Here is a 14,029-nt window from a genome sequence, read left to right on the forward strand (position 1 = left end):
CGATCTGGCTGTGTGCGAACAACGAGACACCAAGGGGCTCTACGCCAAGGCCAGGGCCGGCGACATCCTCCACTTCACCGGCATCTCCAGCCCCTACGAACCTCCCGAAACCCCTGAACTGCGCATTCAAACCGGCAGCCAGCCGATCGAGGCCTGTGTGCAGCAGGTGATCGAGCACCTCGAATCCCTCGGCGTCCTCGAGCACTCCGCCACGAATCCATCTGCTTTCGCCTGAACAGGGGCGAGCTCAATCAGGCACTTGCCAAAGGCATCGTGTGGTTCACCCGCCTGATCGAGGACCAGCAGACCTTCACCTCGCGACCACTCAGCTGTAGGCCGAATCGTGATCGGGATGGAGAGAGAGCAAGCGCAGCCATGGCCCTTCGCGCCAGGCAACGGCCCGGCAGCCGCGGCTGATTCGCAAGGAGTAGAGCCGTTGGCCGTTCGGGCCTTGGCGGCTCTGGATCAACTCCCAATGCAGTCCCTTGCTGGCTTGCACCTTCTCCCAGGTCATCGATTGCAGGACTCTCAACGTCTTGAGCACAGCCCAGGCTTCCGGTTTGTCCAGTGACAGCAGATTGGCCTGAAATTCGGGATTGTTCAGATCAAGCTGAATCACCGTTTGCCCAGGTGGCGCTCCAAGGCCTCGAGATCCGCCGCCACGGGGGAGGCTGTGATGGCCTTGAGGGCGCGATCGAGGCGTGCAGAAGCCGCTGGCTGATGCAGCCAGAGTTCGGAATCCGGGATGGTCTGAGCGGTCTTGATCACCCACACCCCTGGCTCGCTGCTGTCGATCAGAACGGTGCGCCCGGCAAACTCCTTGCCCAGGGAGATCTGCCCGCTTGCTCCCACTTGCTTGGCGACCGGTCGAGGGGTGTTCATGCGTGCACTGGTTTCATGCGCTCAGTTTATGGGTGCGGTGGTTTGTCGCCTCAGATGCCAGCCTCCCGGCTCCATGGGTCCAGGGTCTGAACCCCAGTGGGCGTGAAGTGGCGCAGGTTGCGCGTCACGACCGTGAGGCCGCGCTCCAGCGCCGTGGCAGCAATCAGCAGATCGGCTCCGTCATGGCCGAGCTCGGCCGAGAGTTGTCCCCAGCGACGCGCCACCCCCACATCCACCGGCAGCAGCCGATCGCCATAGAGCCGCAGCAGCTGATCCAGCCATCCGGCCAACTGCTGCGCAAATCTGGAATCGGTCGTGCGCTTGCGGGCAATGCCGCGTTCGATTTCGCCGATGCTCACCACACTCAGAAAACAATCCTCCTGCCGCTGGCTGCCGATCCAGGCCACCACGCCTGGGTCTCTTTGGCGTCTTCGCAGCTCGGAGAGCACCACGGTGTCAATCAGGAACACGGGAAATCCCGCGCCGCCAGGGGCAGACGCTCAAAGGACTCGTCGTCCTGCGGCATCTGCAGGAGCAGCTCCGCCAGTGATGGGGCATTGGCCTGGTCGAGGCGCCGCAGCCGCTCGTACTCCTCGGCCGAGAGCACCACACTCACCCACGTGCCGCGCCGCGTCACCTTCTGCGGTTCCCCCCGGGCGGCCGCATCCACCACTGCACTGAAGCGATTCTTGGCGTCCTGCAGCGTCCACACGGCGTCCATGACAAGGCTAGCTGATCTGGCTAGCTTAGTAACCTCTGCTGCAGGCCCGGCCGTGAGTGTCACGGATCGCATCCTCTCGGCGCTCACCACCGTCGATGGTGACGAGAAAGCCAGAACCAAGCTCGAGTTAAGACTTTGAATCAGCCCAGGCTCCTGACGGGATCTGCTGAATCCGGTGGATGCCGCAAAACGGACTAGGATCGATCTGCAGATGGTATGACGGCCTTGCGATGGATGTCACAACAGTATCCCCCAAGTTCCAGGTCGTGATTCCCAAGCGGGTCCGCGAACAGTTCGGCCTCAGGGCTGGGCAGACCCTTCAGGTGATCGCCTTGCCGGGGCGCATCGAGCTTGTGCCCAGCCAGTCTCCAGAGGCGCTGCGCGGTTTTCTGCAGGGCAAGAACACCTTCCAGCGCGAGGGTGATCGCCTGTGACGTACACGCGGGTGGTGGTGGATTCCTCGGGCTGGATCGAGGTGTTCACCGATGGTGTTCAGGCCGAGCGCTTCCTGGCCCTGATGGCAGACGAAAGCTCCCTTGTGGTGCCCGCGATCAGCATCTTTGAGGTGTTCAAGTGGGTCCTGCGCGAACACGGGGAGGCTCAGGCCGTTCAGGCGGCCGCCGTGATGCAGCGCGGCCAGGTGGTGGATCTCGACAGCCGGCTTGCGCTGGCGGCAGCCCAGCTCAGTCATGCCCTGCAGCTGCCAATGGCAGACAGCATCATCCTGGCCACGGCCAGGGATCGCCAGGCCAGGCTGCACACCATGGACAGCGATTTTCGCGGCATCGCCGACGTGGAGTGGATTGATTTGATCACCTGATCAGAGCAGCGCTGACCTGATCTGTTTCTCTGCTGACGCACTGCTCTGCTGACGCACTGGCTGCAGTTGCGGCAATCAGCAGATCGGCGCCGTGGTGGCCGATGCTGGCCGAAAGCAGGCCCCAGCGGCGAGCCACGCCCTGATCCAGCCAGCCAGCCAGTTGCGCCGCATGGGTCGGTGATCAGGGCGGCTTGGGTAGCCCCAACCGTGAGCGGGAGCAAGTACTGTCTAGTCAGATGACTGGTTATTCAGGGAAGAGCAGGAATGGCGATCTGGCCGGTGCAGCACGCCAAGGCGCGGTTCAGTGAGCTCCTCGATGCCTGCGTGCGGGAGGGGCCCCAGGTGGTGTCTCGCCGTGGGGCGGAAACCGCCGTGCTCGTGCCGATTGAGGAGTGGCGCCGCCTTGAGGCTGCGGCCCGCCCTTCCCTCAAAGAGCTCTTGCTGGCCCCCTCGGCCCGCAGCGAAGCCTTGGTGCCGCCCCGGGGGAAGGCCCGGCGGCGTGAGCTGATCAGCCTCTAGGTGCTGCGGTGTATCTCCTCGACACCAACGTGGTTTCAGAGTTGCGCAAACCACGCCCCCATGGCGCGGTATTGGCCTGGCTCGATGGCGTCGACGACGCCAACCTGCATCTGGCCACGGTGACCCTGGGCGAAATCCAGGCAGGTATTGAGCTCACCCGTGAGCAAGACCCAGGCAAAGCCAGCGAGCTCGAAGCCTGGCTGGATCTGGTGAGCCTCAGCTACAACGTTTTGCCGATGGATGGATCAGCCTTTCGCTGCTGGGCCCGGCTGATGCATCGCCAATCCAACACCCTCTATGAAGACGCGATGATCGCCGCCATCGCCAAGGTGAACCACCTCACCGTGGTGACCCGCAATGGGGCGGACTTCAAAACGTTTGAGGTGCCACTCCTCAATCCCTTCGAAACAGGTCGCTGAAGCTATCGAGCGGACCCTGTCAGCCACCCCGCCGTTCCCACAACAAGAACGGCTCGAAGCTCACACTGATCCCGAATTCCTCGGCGAACTCCAGCACCCGGCACCAGGCCCGGTTCTCACGAACGATGCCCCGCAGGATCAGCGGCGCATCCCCCCGCTGCAGGCCCATTTCGAACAGCGGCCAGCCCACCGAGGGCTGCACCTGGTCGTCCTGAAACGTGGGCGCCACATCTAGGCTGCCGATCAGGATGCGCCGGCGGCTGGCCTCCCATTCGTAGGGAATCTCGTAGAGCGCCAGCAACTCGGCGGCCAGGGCCCAGGAGGTGCCGCTGGCATCGATCTCCACCGCCAGCTCCCGGCCGCGGGCCTGCATCGTGCTGGCGCGGCGGAACTCCAGCCGGCTTGAGGCGGTCGCCTCCGGTTCGCTCAGATACCGGCGGATGCGCTGGCGTAGTTCATCGCCGCCGGTGGGTGGTCCGTTCCTGCTGAGCTGCAGGAAATCCCAGCGCTCGCCGCTGCCACCCCAGATCACCGGGCCGTAGTTGTCGTGCATCCACTGGCCGTCGCGGTTGGAGGCGGCCTCGGCGTGGGTCATCACAGTCTGCAGCGAGATGTCGCCCGCGCTCCAGCCCCAGCTGGCGGCGATCCGGGCCGCCTCGCGGCACATCGCCTCCAGCTGTGCCTCGGTGGGCGGAATCGTCCAGGGATCGGGCTGGCCGCCCATGCAGGCGCAGGAGAGGGCCACGGAATTGCTGTTGCGGCGCCAGGTGTGGGCCGGCAGATCCACGCTGTAGGCGTGCAGGCGATTCAGGCGGCCGTCACCGCTGATGATCGTGTGGTAGAGGCCGGAGCGCACCCAGGTGTAGGGCGTGGCGGCCCAGTGCAGGTAGATCGTGGCGGGCATGTGGGGTTCGCTCCGGATGGCCGTTCAGCCGCCAGTGAATTACTGATTAGACTTAATAGTAATTCAAGCCGCTGGCCATGAGAAGCACGATCACGTCCCGCGGTCAGACCGTGATCCCGGCAGCGATCCGTGAGCGCTTCGCGCTCGGCCCCTCCCAGCGGCTGGAGTGGTTCGTGGAGGCCGACGGCTCGATTCGGGTCATTCCTGTTGCCGCCTCTCCTGTGAAGGCCTTTCGGGGGCAGGGGAAGCTCGGGGGCTCCACCCAGCGCCAGCTGGCCGATCGGCTGGCTGATGCTGCACTGGAGGCGCGGTGAGCCGGTTCTGCCTCGACACGTCGGCCTTGCTCACCCTGCGAGATGACGAGCCCGGTGCCGATCAGGTCGAGCAGGCCCTGGTGGGCCCTGTGCGCTGCACGGCCTGTTTCATCACCCGCATGGAGGTCTTGTACCGCGTCTGGAAGGACGAGGGTGAACGGGCCGGCCGACTGGCCTATGAGCAGCTGCAGGCGCTTCCGATCGACTGGCTGGAAGCCAGCGAGCCCCTGCTGATCTCTGCCGCGCAGATCAAGGCCACGCATGCCCTGTCCTTGGCGGATGCCTGGATCGCCGCGGCTGCTCTCCACTGCGGCGCCACCCTGCTGCACAAAGATCCGGAGTTTCAGGCCATCGACGGTCTAGCTCAGGAGTGGCTGGCCTGAGGGAGCAAGGCTGCCCCTGCGGCTCCCTGCAAACCAGCCACAATGCCGTCATGAACCGTTCCGCCGACTGGCTGCACCAGGCGCACGCTGATCTGGGGTCATGGACTGGGCCGATCCTTCCGAGATCTGCCCCCCACCTCCTCTGCCCAGCTAGGGAAAGCCGTGACGGATCTGGAGGACCGTCTTCGCATTCTCGATGCCCTCTACATCCCCACCCGCTACCCGGATAGCCTTCCGGATGGGGCCTCCACCGACCATTTCGGTCGTCTGCAAGGCGACGACGCTCTTCGCCATGCCCGTGCGCTTGTTGACGCAATCCGTGATGCGCTGGCCGCTGGAGCTGCTGCCCCTCAGCTGCGATGCGCTGGTGCTCACGCCCGCCGAACATGAGGCGTTGTTGGCGGGCGGATCACGCTTCGCCAACGAGCTGCGGCGCGATGCCCGCTGGGTCTGGTCACGACCGGCCACCCACCCCGCCGATCCAGCAGTGTGAGCTTCTAGCACTCGGCACCAGGCGCGGAAAGTGGCCCGCCATGGTGAGGCGCGCTCCTGGTACTGACGTACTATAGATGTTCGGTTTGGATGCGTGGCCGCTAGGCTGATGTCAAGACGTGAAGTGAATCTTGCTTCTGGTCAGCCTGATTCGTTTCCCCTGTTCGATCGCGCCGGTTATGCCTCCCTCGCAGGCGGCTTGCTTGTCGTCCTGATCACGTTCTTCACTTCTTACAGCCATGTTGATCTCCTCAGGATCCACATCCCGGTCAATCAGCAAATCGGAATTCCTTTCCTTGTTGCCGCCTTGGCGGCGCTGGTTGGCGAAGACGAAGTCTTCTCCGAAGGAGTAGTTAAACTGGCATCCAACGATCGATGCGCAGATCAGCGCGCTCGAGAGCGAGAAGCGAGAGGCGAGAGCTCGAGAGCGAGAAGCGAACGAAACTGCTCGAGAAAGAGATCGAGCGGCTCGCCGAACTCGAATCCAGGCTGGATGCCTTGTTGCTCAGTCGCAGTGATCGCCGGCCACAGGGCGATGGCCCGCTGGAGCAGCTCTGAGTGCGCCCCTCGGCCACCGAGCCGGCCAGCCCTGCCGGCGCTGGCGCCAGATCAGGCGCTGGGAGGGGCTCACCAATATGGATTGAGCCGATTCACACCGCCCGCAGCTCGCCGCTCGCCAGCCGCGCGCGGAAGTCGGCCACGGTGGCGGCCAGGCCCTCGGCCAGGGGGATGCGCGCCCGCCAGCCCAGCGCAGCCAGCCGGCTCACGTCCAGCTGTTTCTTCGGGGTGCCGTCGGGCTTGCTGCTGTCCCAGTCGATCCTGCCGGCGAAGCCCGTTGCCGCTGCCACCGCCTCCGCCAGCTCGCGGATGGTGAGGTCCACTCCGGTGCCCACGTTCAGGAAATTCAGCGGTTCGCCGCCATCCCCGCAGGGCGCGCCGGAGGCATCAGGGTTCCAGTGCTCCAGGGCGTACAGGCAGGCCTCGCCCAGATCGTCGACGTGCAGGAACTCGCGCAGGGGCATGCCCGTGCCCCAGCAGCTCACACATTCGTCGCCACGTTCGGTGGCTTCATGGAAGCGGCGGATCAGCGCCGGCAGCACGTGGCTGTTGACCGGGTGGTAGTTGTCGCCCGGCCCATACAGATTGGTGGGCATCAGGCTGATGGCATCGAAGCCGTGCTGGCGCCGCAGCGCCTCGCAGAGCTTGATGCCGGCGATCTTGGCGATCGCATACCACTCGTTGCTGGGCTCCAGCGCGCCGGTGAGCAGTGCTTCCTCACGGATCGGCTGCGCCGCGAACTTCGGATAGATGCAGCTGCTGCCCAGGAACAGCAACCGCCGCGTCCCGTGCCGCCAGGCGTTCTCGATCACCTGGGTCTCGATCTTGAGGTTGTCGAGCAGAAAATCGGCCGGGTAGGTCGCATTGGCATGGATGCCGCCCACCTTCGCCGCCGCCAGCACCACCACAGTCGGCCGGTGCGTCGCAAACCAGCCCTCCACCGCCGTCGCGTCGAGCAGGTCGAGCTCCTCTCGCCCGGGGGTGAGCAGCGCTCCCCCGGCAGCGCGCGCCGCCGCTGCATCTCCGTAACCAGCCCTCTGCAGCGCCCGGCAGATGGCGCTGCCCGCCATGCCGCGATGGCCGGCCACCCATATGCGGTCTTCTGGGGTGATCAGCTTTTCACTCACGACCGCCCACCACCTTGAAGCCCTTGAGGCGCAGCAGCGCCTCCTTGCGCGCCTCCTCCTTGTCGTGGGCCACCATCTCGGTCACCAGCTCGCCAAGGCTGGTAGTGGGTGTCCAGCCCAGTTTGGTGTGGGCATTGCTGGGATCGCCCAGCAGCGTTTCCACTTCGGCGGGCCGGAAGTAGCGCGGGTCGATGCGCACCACCACCTCGCCGGTGCTGCGCCTGCCGATCTCGTCCACCCCCTCGCCTTGCCACTCGATCGCCCCCCAGCCCAGCTCAGCTGCTGCCAGCTCGATGAAGCGGCGCACGCTCTCCTGCCGGCCGGTGGCGATAACGAAATCCTCCGGACTCTCCTGCTGGAGCATCCGCCACTGCATCTCCACGTAGTCGCGGGCGTGGCCCCAGTCGCGCAGCGAATCGATGTTGCCCATGAACAGGCAGTCGTCGAGGCCGGCATCGATGCGCGCCAGCCCGCGGGTGATCTTGCGGGTCACGAACGTTTCGCCCCGCCGCGGTGATTCGTTGTTGAACAGGATGCCGTTGCAGGCATACATGCCATAGGCCTCGCGGTAGTTAACCGTTATCCAGTAGGCATAGAGTTTGGCCACCCCATAGGGGCTGCGCGGATAGAAAGGGGTGGTTTCCTTCTGGGGGATTTCCTGCACCAGCCCGTAGAGCTCACTGGTACTGGCCTGGTAGATGCGTGTCTTGTCAGTGAGGTCCAGGATGCGCACCGCCTCCAGGATCCGCAGGGTGCCCAGCGCATCGCAATTGGCGGTGTATTCCGGGCTCTCGAAGCTCACCGCCACGTGGCTCTGGGCACCGAGGTTGTAGATCTCATCGGGCTGCACCTGTTGCACAATGCGGATCACATTGGTGCTGTCGGTGAGATCCCCGTAGTGCAGAACAAGGCGCGGATCGCTTTCGTGGGGATCCTGATACAGATGGTCGATCCGCTGGGTGTTCAGGCTGCTGGCCCGCCGTTTGATGCCGTGCACCACATAGCCCTTCTCGAGCAGCAACTCAGCCAGATAGGAGCCGTCCTGCCCGGAGATGCCCGTGATCAGAGCGGTTTTCGGCATCAGTGCAGCGCTTTGTTGGTGGGTGAACCATTGCAGCAGGCCGTCCTTAGCGCAAGTGCAGCAGCGACGGAAATGGCTGTGGCAGCGTGCAGGGGATGGGTCGCCGAAACGAATCAGCCCAGAGACCCGGCAGGACACCACATATGGTGTGCCGGACGGCCTGATTCTGGAGGCTGCCGCAGAGCCTTGGTCCAGGCCCGGAGTTCAGGTCTGCCAGATCTCCACTGCCTCTGGGTTGGCGGAGCAGACAGCAGCGAACTGCACAGGGGCTGATGTGAAAAGCAAGCGCCGCAGGTAGCGCGTCCCACGGTGCCCGCTCGCGACATGGCGCTTGTGGCTATTCGGTGAAACCACGGATGCACAGACCCATAGCACAGGCGTACTATTCATTGATCGTTTTGGGCTTGTCGTCGCTACGGTCATGGCAGAGAACTAAGCGCCGGCTATGCATCCCTTGTCGGCGGCTGCCTGGTCGTTCTGATCACGTTCTTTACCTCCTACAGCCATGTCGATCTCCTCGGGATCCGCTTCAACGTGAATCAGCAAATCGGAATTCCTGTCCTCATTGCCGCCGTGGCGGCGCTGGTTGGCGAAGACGAAGTCTTCTCCGAAGGAGTAGTTAAACTGGCATCCAACGATCGATGCGCAGATCAGAGCGCTCGAGAGCGAGAGGCGAGAGCTCGAGAGCGAGAAGCGACCGTAGCCGCAGGCCGGCGAAGCCGTAGCTGCTCGAGAAAGAGATAGCGCAGCTCGAGACAGAGAACAAACGGCTCGCCGATCTCGAATCCAGGCTCGATGCCTTGTTGCTCAGTGCGGATTCATCCTCGCAGACACCTCCCGCAACCGGCTCCAGCTGAGTGAAGCGGTGGCCGCATTGATAGAAGCGATCAAGCCGTCGGAATCCTGAGCATGTCTATGTCTATCGCAGAATGTTGGCGTGGCATCGCTCAGGTCCCGGAGGGCAGCAGCTTGCCCAGCTGGGCCGACACACCGGCGCAATCGGCGGCGGCCAGAGCGCCCAGGCCACCCAACACCAGCCGCTCATCAATGGTGAACAGCTTGAAGCGCACCAGGCAGGGTTGGGGCAGGCCCGCGGCCTTGAGATCTTCAAGGGGCCAATCGAGGGGCCAGGAGGATTGCCGCGCTGATGTGATCATCGCCAGCAGCAGATGGCCACAGCTTTGCTGAAAGCAGAGCTGTGAGAGCACCAACGCCGGCCGCTGCTTCTGGGCCTGGCGATCAGTGAATGGGAACGGAACTCGCACCACCGTGTACCTCTTGAAGGCGCTCACAGTTCGCGGAACGCCTCCTCATCCGCCGGGCTACTCCACTCGCTAAGGCTGCTCTCCAGCCCCCGGAGATAGGCCAGATCCAACGGCGTCACCGCCCGCACGCGCACCGAGCCATCCTCCAGTTCCCAACTGAGCTGGTCGCCCTGCCGCAATCCCAGGGCCTCACGCACCGCCTTCGGCACCGTGACCTGTCCTTTGGCGGTGAGTGTGGCGACTTCCATCGGTGGCAGACCAGTCACTGCTCAAAGCCTAGGCCGCATGTCTCCTTGTCGTAAGGCGTCCTTACGGGCTTGTCGTCGCTACGGTCATGGCATAGGACGAAGCGCCGGTTTCCTCGGCTCAGCCCGATCCGTTTCCCTTCCTGATTCGGGTCAATCCGGTTGTCGCGTCTCCCGTTAAGGCTTTTCGAGGGCAATGGAAGCTGGGTCGAGCCCCTGCTCAACATTGCTGCGCAAGAGCTGCTTGAGCGTGACGCGCTCGCTGGCCTTCACTCCAGTGACCACGGACACTCTGCGTCCAGGGCGAGCTGGCATCCTGGTTGCGCTCATGCCGGTGTTGCTTTTGATCACTCCCTCCGGCTGGATCACCCTCGCGGTGCTGTTGGCGGCGATCGTGGTGTTCGTGGGCGGCTGGCTCGCCCCTGACATCGTGGCCCTGGTGGCCGCCGGGCTGCTGATCGCCACCGGTGTGCTCAAGGCCGGCGATGCCCTGGCCGGTTTCGGCAGCCCGGCCCTGATCACCCTGCTGGGGATGTTCGTGCTCTCCGAAGGCCTGCTGCACAGCGGCGCCCTCGATCGCCTGCGCGAACTGCTCGGCTCGCCGCGGATCCGCTCGCCCCAGCGGCTCGTGGCCCTGCTGGCCGGCGTGGTGGCCCCGCTCTCCGGGGTGATTCCCAACACGCCGATCGTGGCGATCCTGCTGCCGGTGATTGAAGGCTGGTGCCGGCGCCGTGGCGTCAGCCCCTCGAAGGTGCTGATCCCCCTCTCGGTCGCCACGATCACCGGCGGCACCCTCACCCTGATCGGCACCTCCACCAACCTGCTGGCCAGCGACGTGTCGGCCAAGCTGGGCTACGGCGAATTCCAGCTGTTCTCCTTCACGGCCATCGGCATTCCGGTGTGGCTGATCGGCAGCCTCTACCTGCTGCTGGCGGCCCGCTTCCTGCCCGATCGCGGCCACGACGGCGGCACGTCGCTGACCGAACTCACCCGCCAGGGCTACCTCACCGAGGTGGTGCTGCCCTCCCGCTCGCCCCTCTGCGATCGCACCCTGCATGCCAGCCGCCTGCAGCGCCGCTTCGATGTGGATGTGCTGGCGGTGCACCGCGGCGGCCAGAAGCTGCAGCCGCCCCTGGCCGAGCTTCGTCTTCAGGCCTCCGACCGCCTGCTGCTGCGCTGCAGCCGCGGTGAACTTCTGCGTCTCCAGCAGGATCAGATGGTGGCCCTGGCCGGCACCCTGCTGGAAGCCCCGCAGAGTCTCGACAGCACCAGCCCTCAGGCGTCGGGCTCCAGCATCCGGGTCACCGAGGTGCTGTTGCCGGCCGGGTCCGAGCTGGCCGGATCCACCCTGCGCGACCTGCGCTTCCGCCAGCGCTTCAACGCCACTGTTCTCGCGCTCAAGCGCGCCAACACCACCCTGCAGGAGCGGATCGGCCAGCTGCCCCTCCGGGCCGGTGATCTGCTGCTGATCCAGGCGCCGCTCGATTCGATTCGGGGCATGCAGGAGAACAGCGAGCTGGTGGTGCTCGATGAACTCGAGAACGACCTGCCCACCACCCACCGCAAGTGGCTGGCGGTGCTCACCATGTTGGCCGTGCTGCTGCTCTCGGGCCTCAAGCTGATGCCGCTGGTGGCGGCGGTGCTGCTGGGGGTGGGCGTGCTGGTGATCGGTGGCTGCCTGGATGCCAGCAAGGCCCTGCGCTCGATCCGCTGGGATGTCTATCTGCTGCTGGGGGGTCTGTTCAGCTTCAGTGCCGCCCTGCAGCAGAGCGGTCTGGCCCAGCTGGCGGCCGATGCCCTGCTCGTGCGCCTCGAGAGCTGGCCGGTCTACGCCGCCCTGGTGGCCGTGTATGCCGTGACCCTTGTGGGCACGGAGCTGCTCAGCAACGGCGCCACCGTGGTGCTGCTGCTGCCCGTGGTGGCCAAGCTGGCCGAGGGCCTCCAGCAGCCCCCGCTGATGTTCATCTATGTGGTGGTGTTCGCCGCCAGCCAGAGCTTCCTTTCACCGATCGGTTACCAGACGAACCTGATGGTGTACTCCCCTGGGAACTACCGCTTCCTGGATTTCATGCGCTTTGGTTGGCCGTTGTCGCTGCTGTATGCCGTGGTGATTCCGTTGGTGATTCTTCACGCGGTGGGGGGTGCGGCCAGTTGATCCCTGGGATCAGTCCAGGCTCAGTTCCCTTAATCTGACCCATACGGCAACCATCCCGGCGTGTACAACCTCATCGCCGCAGCTCTCGAGCACGAACGGGCACACCGATGGCAGGACGCCCTGGAGAACTACCGGAGAGCCCACGCTCAGGATCCGTCCTGCGAGACACTTGTGCTGGCGATGGCCCGGCTCCAGGAGCGTATCGGTCACGGTGACGAGGCCTTGAAGCTGCTTGAGCAAGAACTCCTGAACAACCCAGAGTCAGTTGCTGCCCAGCTGGGCCTGGCCGGATTCAGGTTTCGGCGCAAGGACCACACCGGCGCACGTGCGGCCTATTCCGCCATTCTCGATACGGATCCCTCCCATCTGGGAGCAAGGGTCGCCCTGGCCGCACTGGATGCTCACTGCCCAACCAGGCGTATCCTTCTGGTGCTGGGAATGCACCGCAGCGGCACGTCAGTTGTGACACGAGCCCTCTGCATGCACGGTTGCAGAGCTCCAGCCACGATGCCTCCGGCTGATACCAACAACCCTTCGGGCTACTGGGAACCCCTCGAAGTCGTTCAGCTGCACACGTCTCTGCTGGAGCAGGCTCAGTCGAGCTGGGACGATCCCTTTCTTTCAGAGGATCTGTTATCCCCGTATCACGTCCAGGAGGCCCGGTTGCGTCTGGATACCGTCCTGGACAGGGAATTTCCGGACCAGGCGACCAGCGATAAATGGTGCGTGATCAAGGACCCCCGGCAATGCCGGCTGCAGCCCGTCTGGAACGAATTCATCCGACAGCACGGCATTCTCTCCGTCGCTGTCATCGTCTCCCGACATCCACTCGCTGTTGTGGCTTCCCTCCACAGACGCGACCACATACCGGCTAACCGGGCTCTGTTGCTCTGGATTCAGCATCAACTTGATGCCGAACGGCACACCCGCGGGATGGCTCGGCTCGTGGTGTGCTATGAGCGATTCCTCGAAGACCCTGAGGGAGTGCTTCAAGGCATGGGGAACCTACTGAACGCTGGAGGTTTCCATCCACCTGAAGGCACCCACGGCCGTGATCTGGTGCGCCCTGAGCTGGATCACTCCGGCCGGCATCCCTGCCATCCCGGGTCCGAAACAGATGAGGGGCTGATCCGCCTCGCTCTCGAGGTTCACGGCACACTGCTTACAGCCGACGACTCTGATCGGCAGCACCGTCTCGATCGCTGCAGGGATGAACTTGAACGGCATCTGCGCATTCTCCGTTCTCAATTGGGCCGGATGACGACACTGCAGTTGTTCTGGCAGCTGCAGGACAGTGATGATTTCACGGAATTCTGCTCCTCACGCTGCAGCATCAGCGTGGATCGAGGCACCACGATCCATGCGATCCGATTCGCAGATCTCCCTGGCCCGATCCGAGCCTTGCGTTTTGATCCAGCGGAGACTCCTTGCCTGGTGCGCCTCTCACGCCTGTCAATTACTGGTGCCTCCGGAGATCTCCTCTGGGACTGGACGGCACTCGGAGCTGACAATCCTGAGACCCTTCCATTCAGGCCAGCGAACCTGGAGACCCGTCTCATCTCGGAAACCCTTGGAATGGGCTCTGTAAGCATTCTTTGTGAAGGACACGACCCTGCTCTTCTGCTGAGACTGCCTACCGAAGCGTTGCATGGAATCGACAGCGGCAGCCGCCTGACCATCGAGGCCAGCTGGGATCTCCTGAGCAGCGAACTCAGCCAAATCCTGGCCTCTCTGCCGACCAGCTCATGAACATGGCTGCAGGTGAAGACGCCATCCCGGTGAACCGCCCATGCCTGCCACCAGCCGAGCGGATCCTGCCCTATCTCCGCGAGATCGACAAGACTCGAAGGTACACCAATTTTGGGCCGCTTCACAGCCGCCTGCAATTGCGGTTGGCCGATCACTATGGCGTGAATATTGAGAATCTCGCTCTTGCCAGCTCCGGTACATCGGCTCTTGTAGCCCTGATCCAGGCCATCATTCCCACTCCAGCTGAGAAAAAACGTCTGTGCCTCTGGCTGGCGTCCCCGGCAGTGGTGTAATTCCCCCGGCACCCCCACCCCGGCGTAGCCGGGGTGGGCCGCGCACCTCAGGCGGCTGGCCCAGCGGCTGGCGTTGCAAGGGGTGGGCAGGCCCGTTTCCCT

The 14,029-nt window shown here is 64.2% G+C and carries 20 protein-coding genes; 11 read left to right on the forward strand and 9 right to left on the reverse strand.

Annotated features, from left to right (window positions below):
• Positions 1 to 235: adenylyl-sulfate kinase (locus VB734_RS13380; protein WP_323243519.1), on the forward strand; the 235-nt coding region annotated here is incomplete at its 5' end.
• A gap of 90 nt (positions 236 to 325) precedes the next feature.
• Here VB734_RS13380 and VB734_RS13385 read toward each other — a convergent pair.
• The 4 genes from VB734_RS13385 to VB734_RS13400 are packed head-to-tail and all read right to left on the reverse strand — an operon-like array spanning position 326 to position 1,603.
• The gene (locus VB734_RS13385; protein WP_322781615.1) at positions 326 to 619 is read right to left on the reverse strand and encodes a hypothetical protein; all 294 of its coding nucleotides are present in this window, start codon (positions 617 to 619) and stop codon (positions 326 to 328) included.
• A complete protein-coding gene (locus VB734_RS13390; protein WP_322781614.1) occupies positions 616 to 882 on the reverse strand; it encodes a hypothetical protein in 267 nt (88 codons plus the stop codon). The genes VB734_RS13385 and VB734_RS13390 overlap by 4 nt, the downstream gene beginning before the upstream one ends.
• A gap of 50 nt (positions 883 to 932) precedes the next feature.
• Positions 933 to 1,352 (reverse strand): type II toxin-antitoxin system VapC family toxin, encoded by a 420-nt coding sequence (locus VB734_RS13395; RefSeq protein ID WP_006171324.1) that lies wholly within the window; start codon positions 1,350 to 1,352, stop codon positions 933 to 935.
• Positions 1,343 to 1,603, reverse strand: coding sequence for a type II toxin-antitoxin system Phd/YefM family antitoxin (locus tag VB734_RS13400; protein WP_197163578.1), 261 nt, complete (start codon positions 1,601 to 1,603; stop codon positions 1,343 to 1,345). The genes VB734_RS13395 and VB734_RS13400 overlap by 10 nt, the downstream gene beginning before the upstream one ends.
• A gap of 230 nt (positions 1,604 to 1,833) precedes the next feature.
• Here VB734_RS13400 and VB734_RS13405 point away from each other — a divergent pair, with 230 nt between their 5' ends.
• From VB734_RS13405 to VB734_RS13420, 4 genes are all read left to right on the forward strand, one after another.
• Entirely contained in the window at positions 1,834 to 2,037 is a 204-nt protein-coding gene (locus VB734_RS13405) for an AbrB/MazE/SpoVT family DNA-binding domain-containing protein (RefSeq protein ID WP_197163563.1), read from the forward strand.
• Positions 2,034 to 2,423, forward strand: a complete 390-nt coding sequence (locus tag VB734_RS13410) for a type II toxin-antitoxin system VapC family toxin (protein ID WP_322781613.1) — start codon at positions 2,034 to 2,036, stop codon at positions 2,421 to 2,423. The genes VB734_RS13405 and VB734_RS13410 overlap by 4 nt, the downstream gene beginning before the upstream one ends.
• Before the next feature lie 264 nt (positions 2,424 to 2,687).
• A complete protein-coding gene (locus VB734_RS13415) occupies positions 2,688 to 2,942 on the forward strand; it encodes a type II toxin-antitoxin system Phd/YefM family antitoxin (RefSeq protein WP_197163567.1) in 255 nt (84 codons plus the stop codon).
• Positions 2,943 to 2,950: 8 nt separating this feature from the next.
• Positions 2,951 to 3,361, forward strand: coding sequence for a type II toxin-antitoxin system VapC family toxin (locus tag VB734_RS13420; protein ID WP_197163569.1), 411 nt, complete (start codon positions 2,951 to 2,953; stop codon positions 3,359 to 3,361).
• Between the two features lie 19 nt (positions 3,362 to 3,380).
• Here VB734_RS13420 and VB734_RS13425 read toward each other — a convergent pair whose 3' ends face one another.
• A complete protein-coding gene (locus VB734_RS13425; protein WP_322781612.1) occupies positions 3,381 to 4,265 on the reverse strand; it encodes an N-acetylmuramoyl-L-alanine amidase in 885 nt (294 codons plus the stop codon).
• A gap of 77 nt (positions 4,266 to 4,342) precedes the next feature.
• Between VB734_RS13425 and VB734_RS13430 the strand changes: the two genes are divergently transcribed.
• The 3 genes from VB734_RS13430 to VB734_RS13440 all read left to right on the forward strand — a co-directional run bounded on the left by VB734_RS13430 (position 4,343) and on the right by VB734_RS13440 (position 5,455).
• Positions 4,343 to 4,579, forward strand: a complete 237-nt coding sequence (locus VB734_RS13430; protein WP_255101792.1) for an AbrB/MazE/SpoVT family DNA-binding domain-containing protein — start codon at positions 4,343 to 4,345, stop codon at positions 4,577 to 4,579.
• Positions 4,576 to 4,962 (forward strand): PIN domain-containing protein, encoded by a 387-nt coding sequence (locus VB734_RS13435; RefSeq protein ID WP_322781611.1) that lies wholly within the window; start codon positions 4,576 to 4,578, stop codon positions 4,960 to 4,962. The genes VB734_RS13430 and VB734_RS13435 overlap by 4 nt, the downstream gene beginning before the upstream one ends.
• A gap of 307 nt (positions 4,963 to 5,269) precedes the next feature.
• Positions 5,270 to 5,455, forward strand: a complete 186-nt coding sequence (locus VB734_RS13440) for a hypothetical protein (protein ID WP_197167589.1) — start codon at positions 5,270 to 5,272, stop codon at positions 5,453 to 5,455.
• Positions 5,456 to 6,104: 649 nt separating this feature from the next.
• Here VB734_RS13440 and VB734_RS13445 read toward each other — a convergent pair.
• The 4 genes from VB734_RS13445 to VB734_RS13460 form a co-directional block, all read right to left on the reverse strand.
• Positions 6,105 to 7,139: a GDP-L-fucose synthase gene (locus VB734_RS13445; RefSeq protein ID WP_323243521.1), complete on the reverse strand. Its 1,035-nt coding sequence runs from the start codon at positions 7,137 to 7,139 to the stop codon at positions 6,105 to 6,107.
• On the reverse strand, positions 7,132 to 8,220 hold the full coding sequence (gene gmd / locus VB734_RS13450; RefSeq protein WP_322781609.1) for a GDP-mannose 4,6-dehydratase: 1,089 nt from the start codon (positions 8,218 to 8,220) through the stop codon (positions 7,132 to 7,134). Before gmd ends, VB734_RS13445 begins: the two co-directional genes overlap by 8 nt.
• Positions 8,221 to 9,167: 947 nt before the next feature.
• Positions 9,168 to 9,512, reverse strand: coding sequence for a type II toxin-antitoxin system PemK/MazF family toxin (locus VB734_RS13455; RefSeq protein ID WP_197163606.1), 345 nt, complete (start codon positions 9,510 to 9,512; stop codon positions 9,168 to 9,170).
• Positions 9,509 to 9,733, reverse strand: coding sequence for an AbrB/MazE/SpoVT family DNA-binding domain-containing protein (locus VB734_RS13460; RefSeq protein ID WP_197163608.1), 225 nt, complete (start codon positions 9,731 to 9,733; stop codon positions 9,509 to 9,511). The genes VB734_RS13455 and VB734_RS13460 overlap by 4 nt, the downstream gene beginning before the upstream one ends.
• A gap of 325 nt (positions 9,734 to 10,058) precedes the next feature.
• On the opposite strand from VB734_RS13460, the gene VB734_RS13465 reads away from it, so the two are divergent.
• Genes VB734_RS13465 through VB734_RS13475 form a run of 3 tightly spaced genes read left to right on the forward strand, consistent with a single transcriptional unit; the run spans position 10,059 to position 13,927 of the window.
• Positions 10,059 to 11,885, forward strand: coding sequence for an SLC13 family permease (locus tag VB734_RS13465; protein ID WP_322781608.1), 1,827 nt, complete (start codon positions 10,059 to 10,061; stop codon positions 11,883 to 11,885).
• Between the two features lie 60 nt (positions 11,886 to 11,945).
• On the forward strand, positions 11,946 to 13,634 hold the full coding sequence (locus VB734_RS13470; protein ID WP_322781607.1) for a tetratricopeptide repeat protein: 1,689 nt from the start codon (positions 11,946 to 11,948) through the stop codon (positions 13,632 to 13,634).
• A 2-nt stretch (positions 13,635 to 13,636) separates the two neighbouring features.
• Positions 13,637 to 13,927, forward strand: coding sequence for a hypothetical protein (locus VB734_RS13475; protein ID WP_322781606.1), 291 nt, complete (start codon positions 13,637 to 13,639; stop codon positions 13,925 to 13,927).
• The last annotated feature ends 102 nt before the right edge of the window (positions 13,928 to 14,029 follow it).

The organism is Synechococcus sp. BA-124 BA4 (genome assembly GCF_034931165.1).

Coding starts and splice junctions, on each gene's coding strand:
- gmd (WP_322781609.1), bottom strand. CDS start 8,220: ATGCCGAAAACCGCTCTGATCACGGGCATCTCCGGGCAGGACGGCTCC.
- VB734_RS13400 (WP_197163578.1), bottom strand. CDS start 1,603: ATGGACGCCGTGTGGACGCTGCAGGACGCCAAGAATCGCTTCAGTGCA.
- VB734_RS13475 (WP_322781606.1), top strand. CDS start 13,637: ATGGCTGCAGGTGAAGACGCCATCCCGGTGAACCGCCCATGCCTGCCA.
- VB734_RS13460 (WP_197163608.1), bottom strand. CDS start 9,733: ATGGAAGTCGCCACACTCACCGCCAAAGGACAGGTCACGGTGCCGAAG.
- VB734_RS13390 (WP_322781614.1), bottom strand. CDS start 882: ATGAACACCCCTCGACCGGTCGCCAAGCAAGTGGGAGCAAGCGGGCAG.
- VB734_RS13415 (WP_197163567.1), top strand. CDS start 2,688: ATGGCGATCTGGCCGGTGCAGCACGCCAAGGCGCGGTTCAGTGAGCTC.
- VB734_RS13425 (WP_322781612.1), bottom strand. CDS start 4,265: ATGCCCGCCACGATCTACCTGCACTGGGCCGCCACGCCCTACACCTGG.
- VB734_RS13465 (WP_322781608.1), top strand. CDS start 10,059: ATGCCGGTGTTGCTTTTGATCACTCCCTCCGGCTGGATCACCCTCGCG.
- VB734_RS13405 (WP_197163563.1), top strand. CDS start 1,834: ATGGATGTCACAACAGTATCCCCCAAGTTCCAGGTCGTGATTCCCAAG.
- VB734_RS13430 (WP_255101792.1), top strand. CDS start 4,343: ATGAGAAGCACGATCACGTCCCGCGGTCAGACCGTGATCCCGGCAGCG.